Source organism: Legionellales bacterium, assembly GCA_026125385.1.
GTDB lineage: Bacteria > Pseudomonadota > Gammaproteobacteria > JAHCLG01 > JAHCLG01 > JAHCLG01.
On sequence record JAHCLG010000005.1, the window covers coordinates 47,139 to 63,794 of the forward strand.

General features: G+C 38.6%; 1 protein-coding gene. It reads right to left on the reverse strand.

The features are described from left to right. Positions 1–19 precede the first annotated feature (19 nt). Complete coding sequence (locus KIT27_03180; protein ID MCW5588647.1) at positions 20–16,642, reverse strand: amino acid adenylation domain-containing protein; 16,623 nt, start codon at positions 16,640–16,642, stop codon at positions 20–22. Positions 16,643–16,656: the final 14 nt, after the last annotated feature.

Consider the following 16,656-nt stretch of genomic DNA (forward strand, 5'->3'; position numbering starts at 1 on the left):
GCGATCGGTATAGTGAGTTTCACGTTAAATAACCTACCTTAATTAAATAATTAAAATACAATTGACAGAGAGTAAAATAATCATGCGGATAGGTGATGATGTTATTTTTTTCTAAAATTTCACTGGCGTTGGTATTGTCATATACGGGTGGGATGGCGGTTTGACTGAAATCCGCGTGCAAATAAGCCTCACGAAAACGATATAAGGCATTGGTTGCATCAATGGTTGTTAATAATTGTTGCCATTCTGGTAAACTCACTTGACGTAAAGAATGATTAAAGATTTTTTCTGCAAACGAAAAATAAGTCGCATAATCGATTTGATGCGGGTTCGCTAAATTATAACAATCATACGGATGACGTTCTAAACTTAAATACCCGATGGCTTTTGCAATATAATCGACGGGCATCATTTCAATGGTTGCCGGAAAATTAATTTTAATTCCTAATTGCAGGCACGATTTAAATATTGCCCACCCATGATTATCCTGATAATTACTGATCCCAGTGCTCGAATCCCCAGTCACATTGCCCAAGCGGATCATCATCAAATCTAATCCTGCGTCACGTGCGTTGGTCAGCAAAGTTTCCGCTACCCATTTGGATTGCACATAGCCCGCTTCAAATTGATCAAGCATTTCTGTAATGCTTTGCTGCGGCAAGGTTTCGGGATAGCGCTGTTGCTCTGGAAGAATTGCGCTACAGGTGGAAATAAAACATAAACGTTTCGCATGATGCACCGTTGCCAATTTGATTAATTCCACTACGCTCAATACATTAGTTTCACGTAGCGTTTGATAGGGAGCAAGATGATGAACATACGCCCCATTATGAATAATTAAATCAATGGATTTTTGCAATTGATGCCATTGCGCATGTTCTAAACCCAGTTGGGGCTTGCTTAAATCACCCGTAATGATGTTAATACGAGTTAAATCTAAGCTTAATTGATATTCGTGTAAGGTGTTCTGCAGTTTTTGTTGGGCTTCTAAGTTATTATTAGCTCGAATTAAACAATAAATAGTTGCTTTTGATTGTTGCAATAGGGCTTGTAAAATATAAATTCCTACAAAACCATTCGCACCCGTTAATAAAATACGAGACACTTTATTTTTTTGCGGGGTGATTTTTATTGATGATAAATAATTTTCTGCTAAGTGAATATCCTGTTCGATTAGTTGGTGTAATGCCGATCGATCATCCACTGCTGATTCTCCGCGCACTAATGTCGCCAATTCTTCTACTGTCGCATGAGTGAATAATTGTTTTAAGGTGATTGATGGCAGAGATTGTTGCGCAATCAGATTTAACAAACGAATGGCTTTTAGTGAATTACCTCCTAATCTAAAGAAATTATCAGCAACTCCCACTCGTTCTAATTTTAAAACTTCTTGAAAAATAATGCATAATTTTTCTTCAGTCGCGTTGCGAGGTGCAATATAAGTATTTGAACTTTTCATATCGGGAGCAGGTAATCGTTTACGATCCACTTTGCCATTGCTGGTAATGGGTATTTCTGCCAACTTCATATAAAAATCGGGGATCATATAATCGGCTAGAAAAGTTCGTAAAAACGATTGCAGTTCCTCACTGGCAATATTGTTGGGGCTAACATAATAGGCAACTAAAAACTTATCAGCACCATTGTTACTCACGTTGACACACGCTTGAATAATGTCAGGATGTTGTTGCAAACACGCTTCAATTTCCCCAAGCTCAATACGAAAGCCGCGGATTTTCACTTGATCATCCACTCGTCCTAAATAATCAATGTCACCATTCGCAAGCCGACGCACTAAATCGCCACTGCGATAAAGTCTTGCGTGCGGATTTTGACTAAACGGATCGGGAATAAATTTTTCTTGAGTTAATTGTTCACGATGCAAATAACCGCGCGCTAAACATTCGCCACCAATATATAATTCACCGGGAATATTAATGGGTAACGGTTGTAATTGTTCGTCTAACACATATAACTGCACATTACCAATGGGTTTACCAATGGTGATGGGTTGATGAGGTTGGCAATTTTGATAGCTCACGCAGACTGTGGCTTCGGTTGGACCATAACCATTGACGTAATAACGATTGCATGCCCAGGTATTCACTAATTCTGGAGAGCATGCTTCACCGGCGGTAATTAAACAGTGTAAATTGGGTAAATCAACATAATCGGTCGCGTTTAATAAAGCTGGAGGTAGTGTGGCATGCGTAATATTTTTTTCAATAATCGTTTGAGTGATGGATTTGTGAGGTGGCATTTCATCGGCTGATAATACAATTAAGGTTGCACCTGCTGCAAATGTGCTTGCCCATTCACAGACTGAAGCATCAAAATTCATCGAGGCAAATTGTAAAACGCGAGCCGCGCTATGCAATTGATGGGGTTTACGAATTTGGGTTACTAAATTCGTTAATGTTCGATGTTCAATCATCACCCCTTTTGGTTTTCCTGTTGAACCTGACGTATAAATAATATAAGCCAATTGCTGAGGAGATGGCTTGGCTACAATATCGTTGCATGCCTGAGAGGATAAATCCATATTATCTAATGCAATTAATTTAGTGGAATCATAATTTAAACCTGGAATAAGCGAAATAATATTGCCTTTTGAAATAATAGTGATTGCATTTGAGTCATCCAGCATAAATTGCAAACGTTCAAGCGGATAATGAGGATCCAGCGGTAAATAGGCAGCGCCAACTTTTAAAACTGCCAAAATCGCAATAAAAAACTCAGGACTACGTGGTAAACAAATTGCAATAATAGCATCGGGTGGAATTTTTCTTAAATGATGAATTAATGCATGCGCGATTTGATTGGATGTTGTATTGAGTTGCTGATACGTTAATTTTGAATCCATAAATTCTAGCGCAACATGATAGGGATTCTGCTGAGCCTGCTCCAGAAATAAATCAACAATCGTTTTATCGCAAGGGTACGTGGTTTTAGTTTGATTGCAATCATAAACAAGCCATTGGTACTCTTGTGGTGATAATAATGAAAGATTACGGATAGGTTTATCCCAGTGGGTAGGTAATAATTCAAGTAAGGTGTGAAAATGCTGCGCAAAACGTTGTATGGTTGGTTGAGTAAATAATGCCGTATTATAATTAAAGCTTGCCTGCAAACCATTTTCTTGTTGCGTGAACATGACGGATAAATCTAATTTGGCCACGGGAAAATAGCGATCAATATTCAAACTGTCAAGTGAACCTTGCTGGAAATGGATTTGATTTGAGCCAAACTTTTGTAGACTGAATAATATTTGGAAAAGCGGATGACGGCTTTGATCTTTAGGCAGGCTAAGTTCATCCACTAAGCGTTCAAAGGGAATATCTTGATGTTGCTGTGCTTGCTGCACCGTTTGATTGACGTGCTGTAATAAATCAATAAAACTTTGATGAGGGTCGAGTTGTTGGCGCAAAATTAAATTATTAATAAAAAATCCCAACATATTGTCGACTTGCGGATAATGACGATTGGCGGTGGGCGATCCAATAATAATATCCGTTTGCCGTGAATAATAATGCAAAAGAATAAAAAATGTTGTTAGCAAAGTGGTGTAAAGAGTAACGTTATTCTGTTCGCTTAATTGCTCTAATTTATTGCTTAGAGAGGGTGGCAATGATAAATAAATCGTATTTCCTTGAAATTGCGCAAAGGCAGGTCGTGGGAAATCGGCTGGCATTAATAAAGTTTCAATATTGTGTAATTGTTGCTTCCAAAAATTTAATTGCGTTTGTAAATGTTCTTCAGTTAAAAAGTTGCGTTGCCAATAGGCAAAATCAATATATTGAACAGTTAAATTGGGTAGCTCTAATGGAGTTTTTTCAACAAGATGACGATAATATGCTTCCCATTCATGTTCTAAAATATCAATTGACCAACCATCAATTGCAATGTGATGAATGTTAATCACAAAAAAACTTTGTTGCGGTGTGTGAAAAATTGTGGCCTTAATCGGTAATTCATCGCTTAAGATAAAATGATGTTGCACAAATTGAGCTAAGCATTCATCAAGTGTCGGCGCTGCAATGGTAAGTTCAGGGATTTCAAGATTTTGTTCAGTAATAATTTGATAGGGATTGCCCAAGTCATCTGCGCGATAAAGCGTGCGCAAAACTTCATGCCGTTGCACCACTGATTGTAACGCGTGTTTTAATGCGGCAAGCTCAATTGTGCCGTGAATTTCAAAAATGAGAGGAATATTATAATTGGCCGATGGCCCTTCATATTGCTGAATAAACCATAAGCGCTGTTGGGCAAATGACAGTTGTAGTTTTTGTTGGCGCGAAATGGTTGGAATAGCGATCGTCGCTTGTTGTTGTGCTAATACTTCGGCTAATTGTGCAATGGTCGGAAATTGAAAAATCCATTTTAATTCGCATTCTTTGTGTAGTTGATTACGAATTTGCGCGCACAGTTTTAATACTAAAATCGAATGACCACCCAATTTGAAAAAATTATCGCTAACACCAACTTTTTCAACTTTTAATAATGTTTGCCAAATAGTGGTTAATTGAGTTTCTAATTCATTACGTGGCGCAATATATTCTGTTTGGGCTGAAATAATGGGCTCTGGTAACGCTTTGCGATTTACTTTTCCAGTGGGAGATAAGGGAATGGCTGCAATTTTCATGAAATGCGCGGGGACCATGTAATCGGCTAACTGTAAACTTAAAAATTGCTTTAGAGTCGTGGGATCAAGGAGCGTGTTTGCAACATAGTAGGCCACTAATTGTTTATCTCCAGCAATGACTATGACGGCAACACACGCTTGAATAATGTCAGGATGTTGTTGCAAACACGCTTCAATTTCCCCAAGCTCAATACGAAAACCGCGGATTTTCACTTGATCATCCACTCGTCCTAAATAATCAATGTCACCATTCGCCAGGCGTCGCACTAAATCGCCACTGCGATAAAGTCTTGCGTGCGGATTTTGACTAAACGGATCGGGAATAAATTTTTCTTGAGTTAATTGTTCACGATGCAAATAACCGCGCGCTAAACATTCGCCACCAATATATAATTCACCGGGAATATTAATGGGTAAGGGTTGTAATTGTTCGTCTAACACATATAACTGCACATTACCAATGGGTTTACCAATGGTGATGGGTTGATGAGGTTGGCAATTTTGATAGCTCACGCAGACGGTGGCTTCGGTTGGACCATAACCATTGACGTAATAACGATTGCATGCCCAGGTATTTACTAATTCTGGAGAGCATGCTTCACCGGCGGTAATTAAACAGTGTAAATTGGGTAAATCAACATAATCGGTCGCGTTTAATAAAGCTGGAGGTAGTGTGGCATGCGTAATATTTTTTTCAATAATCGTTTGAGTGATGGATTTGTGAGGTGGCATTTCATCGGCTGATAATACAATTAAGGTTGCACCTGCTGCAAATGTGCTTGCCCATTCGCAGACTGAAGCATCAAAATTCATCGAGGCAAATTGTAAAACGCGAGCAGCGCTATGCAATTGATGGGGTTTACGAATTTGGGTCACTAAATTCGTTAATGTTCGATGTTCAATCATCACCCCTTTTGGTTTTCCTGTTGAACCTGACGTATAAATAATATAAGCCAATTGCTGAGGAGATGGCTTGGCTACAATATCGTTGCATGCCTGAGAGGATAAATCCATATTATCTAATGCAATTAATTTAGTGGAATCATAATTTAAACCTGGAATAAGCGAAATAATATTGCCTTTTGAAATAATAGTGATTGCATTTGAGTCATCCAGCATAAATTGCAAACGTTCAAGCGGATAATGAGGATCCAGCGGTAAATAGGCAGCGCCAACTTTTAAAACTGCCAAAATCGCAATAAAAAACTCAGGACTACGTGGTAAACAAATTGCAATAATAGCATCGGGTGGAATTTTTCTTAAATGATGAATTAATGCATGCGCGATTTGATTGGATGTTGTATTGAGTTGCTGATACGTTAATTTTGAATCCATAAATTCTAACGCAACGTGATGAGGATGCTGCTGAGCCTGCTCCAGAAATAAATCAACAATCGTTTTATCGCAAGGGTACGTGGTTTTAGTTTGATTGCAATCATAAACAAGCCATTGGTACTCTTGTGGTGATAATAATGAAAGATTACGGATAGGTTTATCCCAGTGGGTAGGTAATAATTCAAGTAAGGTGTGAAAATGCTGCGCAAAACGTTGTATGGTTTGTGGAGTGAATAGCGCAGTATTGTAATTTATATCGGCTCGTAAATTATTTTCTTGTTGCGTAAACATGACGGATAAATCTAATTTTGCCACCGGATAATATTCATCAATATTTATACTGCTTAATAAACCTTGATTAAATGTTAAGGTAGTATCGCCAAATTTTTGCAGACTAAAGAATATTTGAAAAATAGGGTGACGACTTTGATCTTTAGGGGTATTTAATTCATCCACTAAGCGTTCAAATGGAATATCCTGATTCTGTTGAGTGGCTTGAACAAGTTGAGTAACTTGATTGAGTAAATCGAGAATAGAATGATTAGGGTTTATTATCTGGCGCAAGATTAGCGTATTAACGAAAAAACCCACCACATTCTCAATGTGTGGATAATGACGATTTGCCGTTGGTGAACCAATCACAATATCCGTTTGCCGCGAATAATAATGTAATAAAATAAAAAATGCAGTTAATAAGGTGGTGTAAAGTGTTACCCCCTGTTGCTCACTGAATTTTTCTAAAGCCTGTGATAAATTTTCAGGCAACATTAAATAAAATGTTTCCCCTTGAAATTGTGCGAGTAGAGGACGGGGAAAATCGGTGGGAAATTGCAAGGTTTCTACTTGTTGTAAATGCTCTTTCCAAAACTTTAATTGAGCTGCAATACGTTCTTCGGTTAAAAACTCTCTTTGCCAATGCGCAAAATCGGCGTATTGAATGGGTAGAGGTGATAAATTCAACGCTGTATTAGCAGTATAATGCTGATAAAAGGCCTGCCATTCACGCTCAATAATATCAATCGACCAACCATCAATGGCTATATGATGAATATTAATTGCAAAAAAACGACGCTTTTCAACGTAAAAAATAACAGCCTTGATTGGTATTTCTTCTGATAAATTAAAATGATGTAAGGAAAATTTTTTTAAATAATCATCGAAAACGGCAGAGCTAATTGCGTGTTCATCAACATTGATTTCTTGATGGGTAATTAATTGATAGGCATTACCAAATTCGTCAGTGCGATAAATCGTGCGCAATACTTCATGACGTTGCACCAGGGCTTGCAAACTTTGTTTTAATGTATCGATATCAATCTCACCACGAATTTCAAATAAGAGCGGGACATTATAATTAGCCGATTGCCCCTCATATTGTTGAATAAACCACAAACGTTGTTGCGAAAACGAGAGCGGTAATTTTTGTTGACGGGAGACGGTGGGAATGGTTGTGAGCGGTTGCTGTTGGGTTAATACTTCTGCTAATTGCTCAATGGTGGGAAATTGGAAGATCCATTTTAATTCACATTCTTTATGTAATTGATTGCGAATTTGCGCACATAATTTTAAGACTAAAATCGAATGGCCACCGAGTTTGAAAAAATGATCACGAATACCAATGCGTTCGACTTTTAATAATGTTTGCCAAATCTCGCATAGTTGTGTTTCTAATTGATTGCGTGGAGCGACATACTCAGTTTGTGCCGTTATTATAGGTTCGGGTAAGGCTTTGCGATTAACTTTGCCGGTTGGTGAAAGTGGAATGGCATCGATTTTCATGAAATGGGCGGGGATCATGTAATCGGCTAATTGGGTGGCTAAAAATTGTTTTAACAAATTGGTATCGAGAGAATTATCCGCGACATAATACGCCACTAATTGTTTATCGCCTGCAATTAATTTCACCGCGACACAGGCTTGAAGTATCTCAGGATGTTTTTGTAAACACGCTTCAATTTCTCCAAGCTCAATGCGAAATCCGCGAATTTTCACTTGATCGTCAATGCGACCTAAATAATCAATTTCACCATTGGCAAGCCGTCGTACTAAATCGCCACTGCGATAGAGTCGAGCGTTGGGATCGTCAGCAAAAGGATGAGGAATAAATTTCTCTTGAGTTAATTCATCGCGGTGTAAATAGCCGCGCGCTAAACCTTCGCCTCCAATACACAATTCACCGGCCACATTAATGGGAACGGGTTGAAGTTCACTGTTTAAGACATAATATTGGCGATTAATAATCGGCGTACCAATGGTGACACGCTCAAAGGGTTTACACACTTTGCAACTGGAAAAAATGGTCGATTCAGTTGGGCCATAACCATTGACATAATAATAACGCGCCGCCCATTTATCCATTAATTCTTGCGGGCACGCTTCACCGCCGGTGGATAAACATTCTAAATCGGGTAGTTCACACACTTCGGCTGTGGCTAATAAGGTGGGCGGTAAAAAAGTATGCGTGATTTTTTTATTCCGTAAAATATCGGTGATGAGTTGTTGCGGGGGTAATTCATCGGGCGCAAGTAAAATTAAACTGGCACCATGCGCGAGGGTGGTTGCCCATTCTAATACTGAGGCATCGAAATTAATCGAAGCAAATTGCAACATGCGTGCTCGCGGATGAAATTTAAAAACATCAATAATATGCGTGACAAAATCGGTTAATGAATGATGTTCGATTAATGCGCCTTTGGGTTTACCCGTGGAACCTGAGGTATAAATAATATACGCCAAATGTTGAGGATGGATCACGCGATTTAAATTATCATGATTAAACGAGTTTAAATTCAGGGTATCCAGTGCAATAATTTTTTGAGGATCACACGGCAAACTGTGTAATTTTGCGGTAAGTGTTTGCTCGGAAATAATTAATGCGGCATTAGAATCTTCCACCATGAATTGCAGGCGATCGGTTGGATAATTCGGATCGAGTGGTACGTATGCCGCTCCCGATTTTAAAATGGCTAATAAGCTAATAAATAAATTAAGGCTGCGCGGTAAACACACGCCAATCACGGTATCGGGCGCGATGCTGCCTAAGTGTTGTTGTAAATAATGCGCGAGTTGATTGGCTTGTTGATTTAACTGTTGATAGGTTAAATGGTGTTGTTTAATTTCTAACGCAATATTATTAGGAAATTGTTGAGCGTTTTCTTCAAATAAATCAATCAATGTTTTTTGTGAATCATACTCACGTTGAGTTTGATTGCAGTCGTATATTAACCATTGATATTCTGCGGGTGATAATAAGGATAAAGTTTTAATGATTTGTTGAGGTTTGCTTACCATATGTTGCAACAAAGTTTGAAAATGTTGCATGAATCTGTGGATGGTTTTTGATGTAAATAAAGCTGTGCTGTAATTGAATGCGCCAACGACACCATCTGAATTTTTTTCAAACATTACCATTAAATCAAACTTAGCAATCGGGAAATAGCGATCATGATTTAGAGTATGTAATTTGCCAGGAGTAAATCCTAGTTCAGCATCACCAAATTTTTGTACACTGAATAAAATTTGAAAAATCGGGTGACGGCTTTGATCTTTAGCAATATTTAATTCATCCACTAAACGTTCAAAGGGGACATCTTGATATTGCTGTGTGGTTTGTACCAGTTGAGTGATTTGCTGTAATAATTCTAATAGGGAATGATTTGGATTAAGGCTATGACGCAAGATGAGCGTGTTAACAAAAAAACCCAGCACGTTTTCAATGTGGGGATAATGCCGATTGGCTGTTGGAGAGCCTATCACCAGATCGGTTTGTCGTGAATAATAATGCAAGACCACAAAAAATGCGGTGAGCAATGTGGTGTAAAGCGTTACGCCGTGTTGTTCACAAAAGTGATCTAAAGCTTGTGAAAGGTTATCGGGTAAGGTTAAATACAACGTTTCTCCGTGAAATTGAGTGAGTCCAGGGCGCGGAAAATCGGTGGGAAACTCGAGCGTTTCCATGTGCTGCAAATGCTGCTTCCAAAATTTTAATTGAGAAGTAATCCGTTCTTCGGTAAAAAATTCGCGTTGCCAACATGCAAAATCGGCGTATTGGACGGCTAATGGGGGTAACTCAAGCGGTGCGTGATGAGCAAAATGATGATAATACGCTTGCCATTCGCGTTCTAAAATATCAACCGACCAGCCATCAATTGCAATATGATGGATGACGATAGCAAAATAATGGCGTTGTTCAACATGAAAAATAGCGGCTTTAATCGGTAATTCTGCTGATAAATTAAAATGATGTAAAAAAAATTGTTGTAAATAATCATCGACTACCGCAGAGTTAATCGTGTGTTCATCAATACTGATTTCTTGATGAGTGATTAGTTGATAGGCATTGCCAAATTCGTCCGTGCGATAAATCGTGCGTAATACTTCATGGCGTGCAATTAACGCGTGTAAACTGCGTGTTAAATAATTAATTTGCACTTGACCACGAATTTCAAATAAGAGCGGGACATTATAATTAGCCGATTGCCCCTCATATTGTTGAATAAACCACAAACGTTGTTGCGAAAACGAGAGCGGTAATTTTTGTTGACGGGAGACGGTGGGAATGGTTGTGAGCGGTTGCTGTTGGGTTAATACTTCTGCTAATTGCTCAATGGTGGGAAATTGGAAGATCCATTTTAATTCACATTCTTTATGTAATTGATTGCGAATTTGCGCACATAATTTTAAGACTAAAATCGAATGGCCACCGAGTTTGAAAAAATGATCACGAATACCAATGCGTTCGACTTTTAATAATGTTTGCCAAATCTCGCATAGTTGTGTTTCTAATTGATTGCGTGGAGCGACATACTCAGTTTGTGCCGTTATTATAGGTTCGGGTAAGGCTTTGCGATTAACTTTGCCGGTTGGTGAAAGTGGAATGGCATCGATTTTCATGAAATGGGCGGGGATCATGTAATCGGCTAATTGGGTGGCTAAAAATTGTTTTAACAAATTGGTATCGAGAGAATTATCCGCGACATAATACGCCACTAATTGTTTATCGCCTGCAATTAATTTCACCGCGACACAGGCTTGAAGTATCTCAGGATGTTTTTGTAAACACGCTTCAATTTCTCCAAGCTCAATGCGAAATCCGCGAATTTTCACTTGATCGTCAATGCGACCTAAATAATCAATTTCACCATTGGCAAGCCGTCGTACTAAATCGCCACTGCGATAGAGTCGAGCGTTGGGATCGTCAGCAAAAGGATGAGGAATAAATTTCTCTTGAGTTAATTCATCGCGGTGTAAATAGCCGCGCGCTAAACCTTCGCCTCCAATACACAATTCACCGGCCACATTAATGGGAACGGGTTGAAGTTCACTGTTTAAGACATAATATTGGCGATTAATAATCGGCGTACCAATGGTGACACGCTCAAAGGGTTTACACACTTTGCAACTGGAAAAAATGGTCGATTCAGTTGGGCCATAACCATTGACATAATAATAACGCGCCGCCCATTTATCCATTAATTCTTGCGGGCACGCTTCACCGCCGGTGGATAAACATTCTAAATCGGGTAGTTCACACACTTCGGCTGTGGCTAATAAGGTGGGCGGTAAAAAAGTATGCGTGATTTTTTTATTCCGTAAAATATCGGTGATGAGTTGTTGCGGGGGTAATTCATCGGGCGCAAGTAAAATTAAACTGGCACCATGCGCGAGGGTGGTTGCCCATTCTAATACTGAGGCATCGAAATTAATCGAAGCAAATTGCAACATGCGTGCTCGCGGATGAAATTTAAAAACATCAATAATATGCGTGACAAAATCGGTTAATGAATGATGTTCGATTAATGCGCCTTTGGGTTTACCCGTGGAACCTGAGGTATAAATAATATACGCCAAATGTTGAGGATGGATCACGCGATTTAAATTATCATGATTAAACGAGTTTAAATTCAGGGTATCCAGTGCAATAATTTTTTGAGGATCACACGGCAAACTGTGTAATTTTGCGGTAAGTGTTTGCTCGGAAATAATTAATGCGGCATTAGAATCTTCCACCATGAATTGCAGGCGATCGGTTGGATAATTCGGATCGAGTGGTACGTATGCCGCTCCCGTTTTTAAAATGGCTAATAAGCTAATAAATAAATTAAGACTTCGCGGTAAACACACGCCAATCACGGTATCGGGTGCAATAGTGCCTAAGTGTTGTTGTAAATAATGTGCGAGTTGATTGGCTTGTTGATTTAATTGTTGATAGGTTAAATGGTGTTGTTTAATTTCTAACGCAATATTATTAGGAAATTGTTGAGCGTTTTCTTCAAATAAATCAATCAATGTTTTTTGTGAATCATACTCACGTTGAGTTTGATTGCAGTCGTATATTAACCATTGATATTCTGCGGGTGATATAAACTGAATGCGGCTGACTGGCTGTTCCGCATGGGTAATAAATTGCTGCAAAATAATTTGATAATGTTCGGCTAAACGTTGAATGCTTTCTGTTTTAAATAATGCCGTATTAAAATTAAAGGTCCCTGAAAGCGTATTATTACGCTCTTCAATAAAAAGACTTAAATCGTAGAGTGATAAGGGAAAATATTCATCAACAGCAAGGCTTTTTAACTTACTATCTCCAAAATCTAAATGTGGTTCGCCAAAAGTTTGTAGCGTAAATAAGACTTGGAATAAAGGATGACGACTTTGATCTTGGCTTATGTTAAGTGCTTCGACTAAATATTCAAAAGGAATATCTTGATTTAGCTGTGCTTCTAAAATCGTCGATTTGACTTTTTGTAAGAGATCAATTCCACTCTCTTGAGAGAGAATGGTTTGTCTTAATACCAAGGTATTAATAAAACAGCCAATAATATTCTCAATTTGAGGATAATGACGATTCGAGGTAGGGGAAGCAATGAGAAGATCGTCTTGGCGGCAATAATGATAGAGTAAAATATAAAATGCCGTGATTAAGGTCATATAAAGAGTACAACCTTGTTTTTCACTAAATTCAATTGCCAATTGAGTTAATTCATTGGGTAAGACAAAATAATGATAACTGCCGTGGTAGCTAATTTGATTGGGGCGTGGATAATCCGTGGGTAGCGTTAATGTTTCGTAATTAGCAAGTTGTCTGCGCCAATAGGCGAGTTGATCTTGCAATAATTCTTGTTGTAAATAATGCTTTTGCCATTTAGCAAAATCGACATAGCGAATTGGAATTTTAGGTAATTTTAACGTTTCGTGTTGCGCAAAAAATCGATAAAACGCTTGCCATTCTTGCTGCAAAATATCCATCGACCAACCATCAATCGCAATATGATGGATGACTAAAACTAAATAGCGTCGCTGATTAACATGGTAACAGTGAGCAAAAATAGGTAATTCTTGGGATAAATTAAAACAATGCTGAACATCTTGAGTGAAATAGTCTCGAAGTGTTGCCGCACTGACGTGAAATTCGGCAATCGTTAGCGTTTCTTGGGTAATAATTTGATAGACATCACCTTGTTCATCTTCCCGATATATCGTGCGCAGTATCGGATGGCGTTCAACCACGGCATTTAAGGCATTTTGTAAATGGGATATTTGGATCGCTGGTTCAATTTCATAAATATAAGGAATATTATAAGTGGTACTGCGATGTTCGTATTGTTGAATAAACCATAAGCGTTGTTGAGAATACGATAATTCCAATGGTTGATTATCAGCAATTTTAGGAATATTAATGGCTTGTTGTTGATGGGCTATGGCTTTACTTAATTCAGCAATGCTAGGATATTTAAACAAGGTTTTAATATCACATGTTTTTCCTAACTGTTGGGTGATGAGCGAACACAGGCGAATGCCCATGAGTGATTGCCCTCCCAGTGAAAAAAAATTACTTTCCGTTGAAATCTGTGCCATGCCAAACACTTCTTCAAAACATTCGGCAATTTTGCGTTCAGTTTCATTGCGTGGTGGTGTATAAGATTTTTGGCGTAATTCACTCTTGGGTTTGGGTAAGGCTTTGCGATCTACTTTTCCATTAATAGTTAAAGGAATAGAATCTAGGCGAATATAAAAACTGGGTAACATATATTTTGGTAAATATTGTGCGACCCATTTCGTCAAATTTTTTGAGCTGATGGTGTCTTGTGCCACGTAATACGCCACAATGTGTTTGCTATTTCCTTGTTCTTGCACAATAACAATTGCGTGTTCAATATCTTCATGTAACATGAGTACCGATTCAATGGCGCTTAATTCGATTCTAAATCCATGAATTTTGACTTGAAAATCATTGCGCCCGCAATACTCTAAGGTACCATCGGTTTGCCAACGGACTAAATCGCCCGTTTTATATAAATACTGAAAATCAGGGTGATTATCGTGATTAAATGGATTAGGAATAAAACTTTTTTCGGATAACTCGGGTTTATCTTTGTAGCCGCGCGCTAATCCTAAGCCACTTACGTATAATTCTCCAATCACGGCAATCGGGACGGGTTGTAATTTTTCATCTAGTACGTAACAATGTGTTCCCGTCAGCGGACGGCCGATGCAACTGGGTGAATCATCTTGGGTTAAATAATGAAAAGTGCAACAGACGGTCGCTTCTGTTGGGCCATATAAATTTAAAAATCGTGTTTGTTTAGCCCAAAATTGTAAGGTTTCTGCATCACTCGCTTCACCACCGGATTCTAAAACGCGCAAAGCCACTAAAGGTTTTTTGGGTAATAAGCGCATCATCGCGGGCGGAATTAACGCGGTGGTGATGCGATGTTGCGCCATAAATTGATATAAACCTTCCGCAGAAAGCCGCTCGTTTTCACTGATCACATAAATCGCTGCACCTAATGCGAGCGTGACTAAAATATCGGGAATGGAAGCGTCAAAATTCAATGAGCTATATTGTAAACGGCGATCAAAACTGTTGATCCCCACTTCATGACGATAAAATTCAATTAAATTGGCCACACTGTGATGTTCAATCATCACGCCTTTGGGTGTGCCTGTCGTGCCTGAGGTATAAATAATATAAGCTAATGCAGAAGGATTGATGGTTAAATAGTTATTTGTCGTTTTACCATCGCTTTTTTCCGGTAGCGTTTCTAACGCAATTAATTTTTGAGCTTGTGCTTGTAAGGTGATGCGCTTTTCAATAATGGCTTGCTGACTAATGATTAATTTCGCGGCGGAATCTTCAATAATATAATCCAATTGTTTTTCAGGAGTAATGCTGGCAAGTGGAATGTAGGCGGCTTGCGTTTTTAAAATAGCGAGAATTGCAACCACCATCGCCCAATTTTTTTCCGTGCAAATTAACATGGTATCGTCAGCGCTGATGGGACGTTGATAGATTGAATAAAAATGATGAGAGAGGGCTTGTGCCCAGGTATTTGAAAGCTCATCCAATTCGCGAAAAGTAAATGACTTTCCTGAAAAATACAGTGCTTCTGCACTTGGTTGTTGTTGAACTTGATGATAAAAATAATGTAGAAAATCGGGATATGTTAATGAATATTGAATATCGGCATGAGAAAATTGTTGGGTAACTAGCTGATATTCTGTATCCGACATAAATACATGTTCGATGATCGCACGCTCAGGTTCTGCAAAAAGATTATGCCAAAGTCGCGTAAAATAATCTTGCAAATATTGCATATAGCTAGGATTGAAACAATTATTTTTATAATTAAATTGAATTATAAGGCGTTGTTGCTGTTGCTCAATTTCAATATGTAAATCACAACCCGATAGATATGCGCGAGGTTGATAGTAGGGCGCTAGTTTTTCTAAACTCAATGCCGTGTGTCGGGTTATGCCAAAACTTAACCCAATATTAGAAAAACGATCGCTTTGTAAAAATTGCTGGTGGCGTTGCAGTTCTTGCAAAATCTCATGAGTGCTAAAGAGATTATTGATAGTTTGAGAGTGCTGAAATTGTTGTTGGCAGAGTTGCAGGACTTCATGAAAAGAATAGTGATTTTTAATTTGCACATGGCCTGGAAAAAATAAATTTTCAGTGTGAGCGTGCAATTGAAAAGGCAATAATAAATCTTCTTGTCGCGATATCCGCGCAAATAAAATCGACCACGTGGCATAGACCGCGAGGAAAGCATCGTTATTATCGTGGGTTAAATACTGGAGCACAGAGTGAGTTAGCGGGATTTCAAAGCGATGGATGGCATTTTGCAGTGGAGATTTAGCCGGCATCAAAGGGATATCAATTCGTTCTTGCACATCACAAAATTGAGTTGCGCAAAAGTTTTGGAGTGCTTCAGCATGATCGGGGTTAGCATTGGGGCGTGAAGGTTTTAATGCTAACGTCATAATCATAGGATGAAAAACTAAAATTAATTGCGTATCCTCTTCGGTAGTAAATAAGCCAAAGCGATATAAGGGTGCTTGTTTAAGATCAAACGTTCGTTGAATGAATTCATCGATTAATTGCGGACGGCGCGTGTGGTCACACTCCAGAATCATTAATTCAAAGTCAGTTTGTACGGCTTGATAATATAGCTGATGGTGATTTTCATAAAACTGCACTTGCCATTCTGATTTAGAATCCAGCATTTTTTTCAATTCGTTTCCAATCTGAGTGAGATTAAAATCGTTACTCAAAGAATATTGATAAACTAAGTGATGATCGGCAGGTTGCTCGTACCAAAAATAATCGCAATAGGAGGGAGCAAGTTTAGCGACTAGGGGATCAAACGCGGATGACGACATAGAAACTCCAGCTT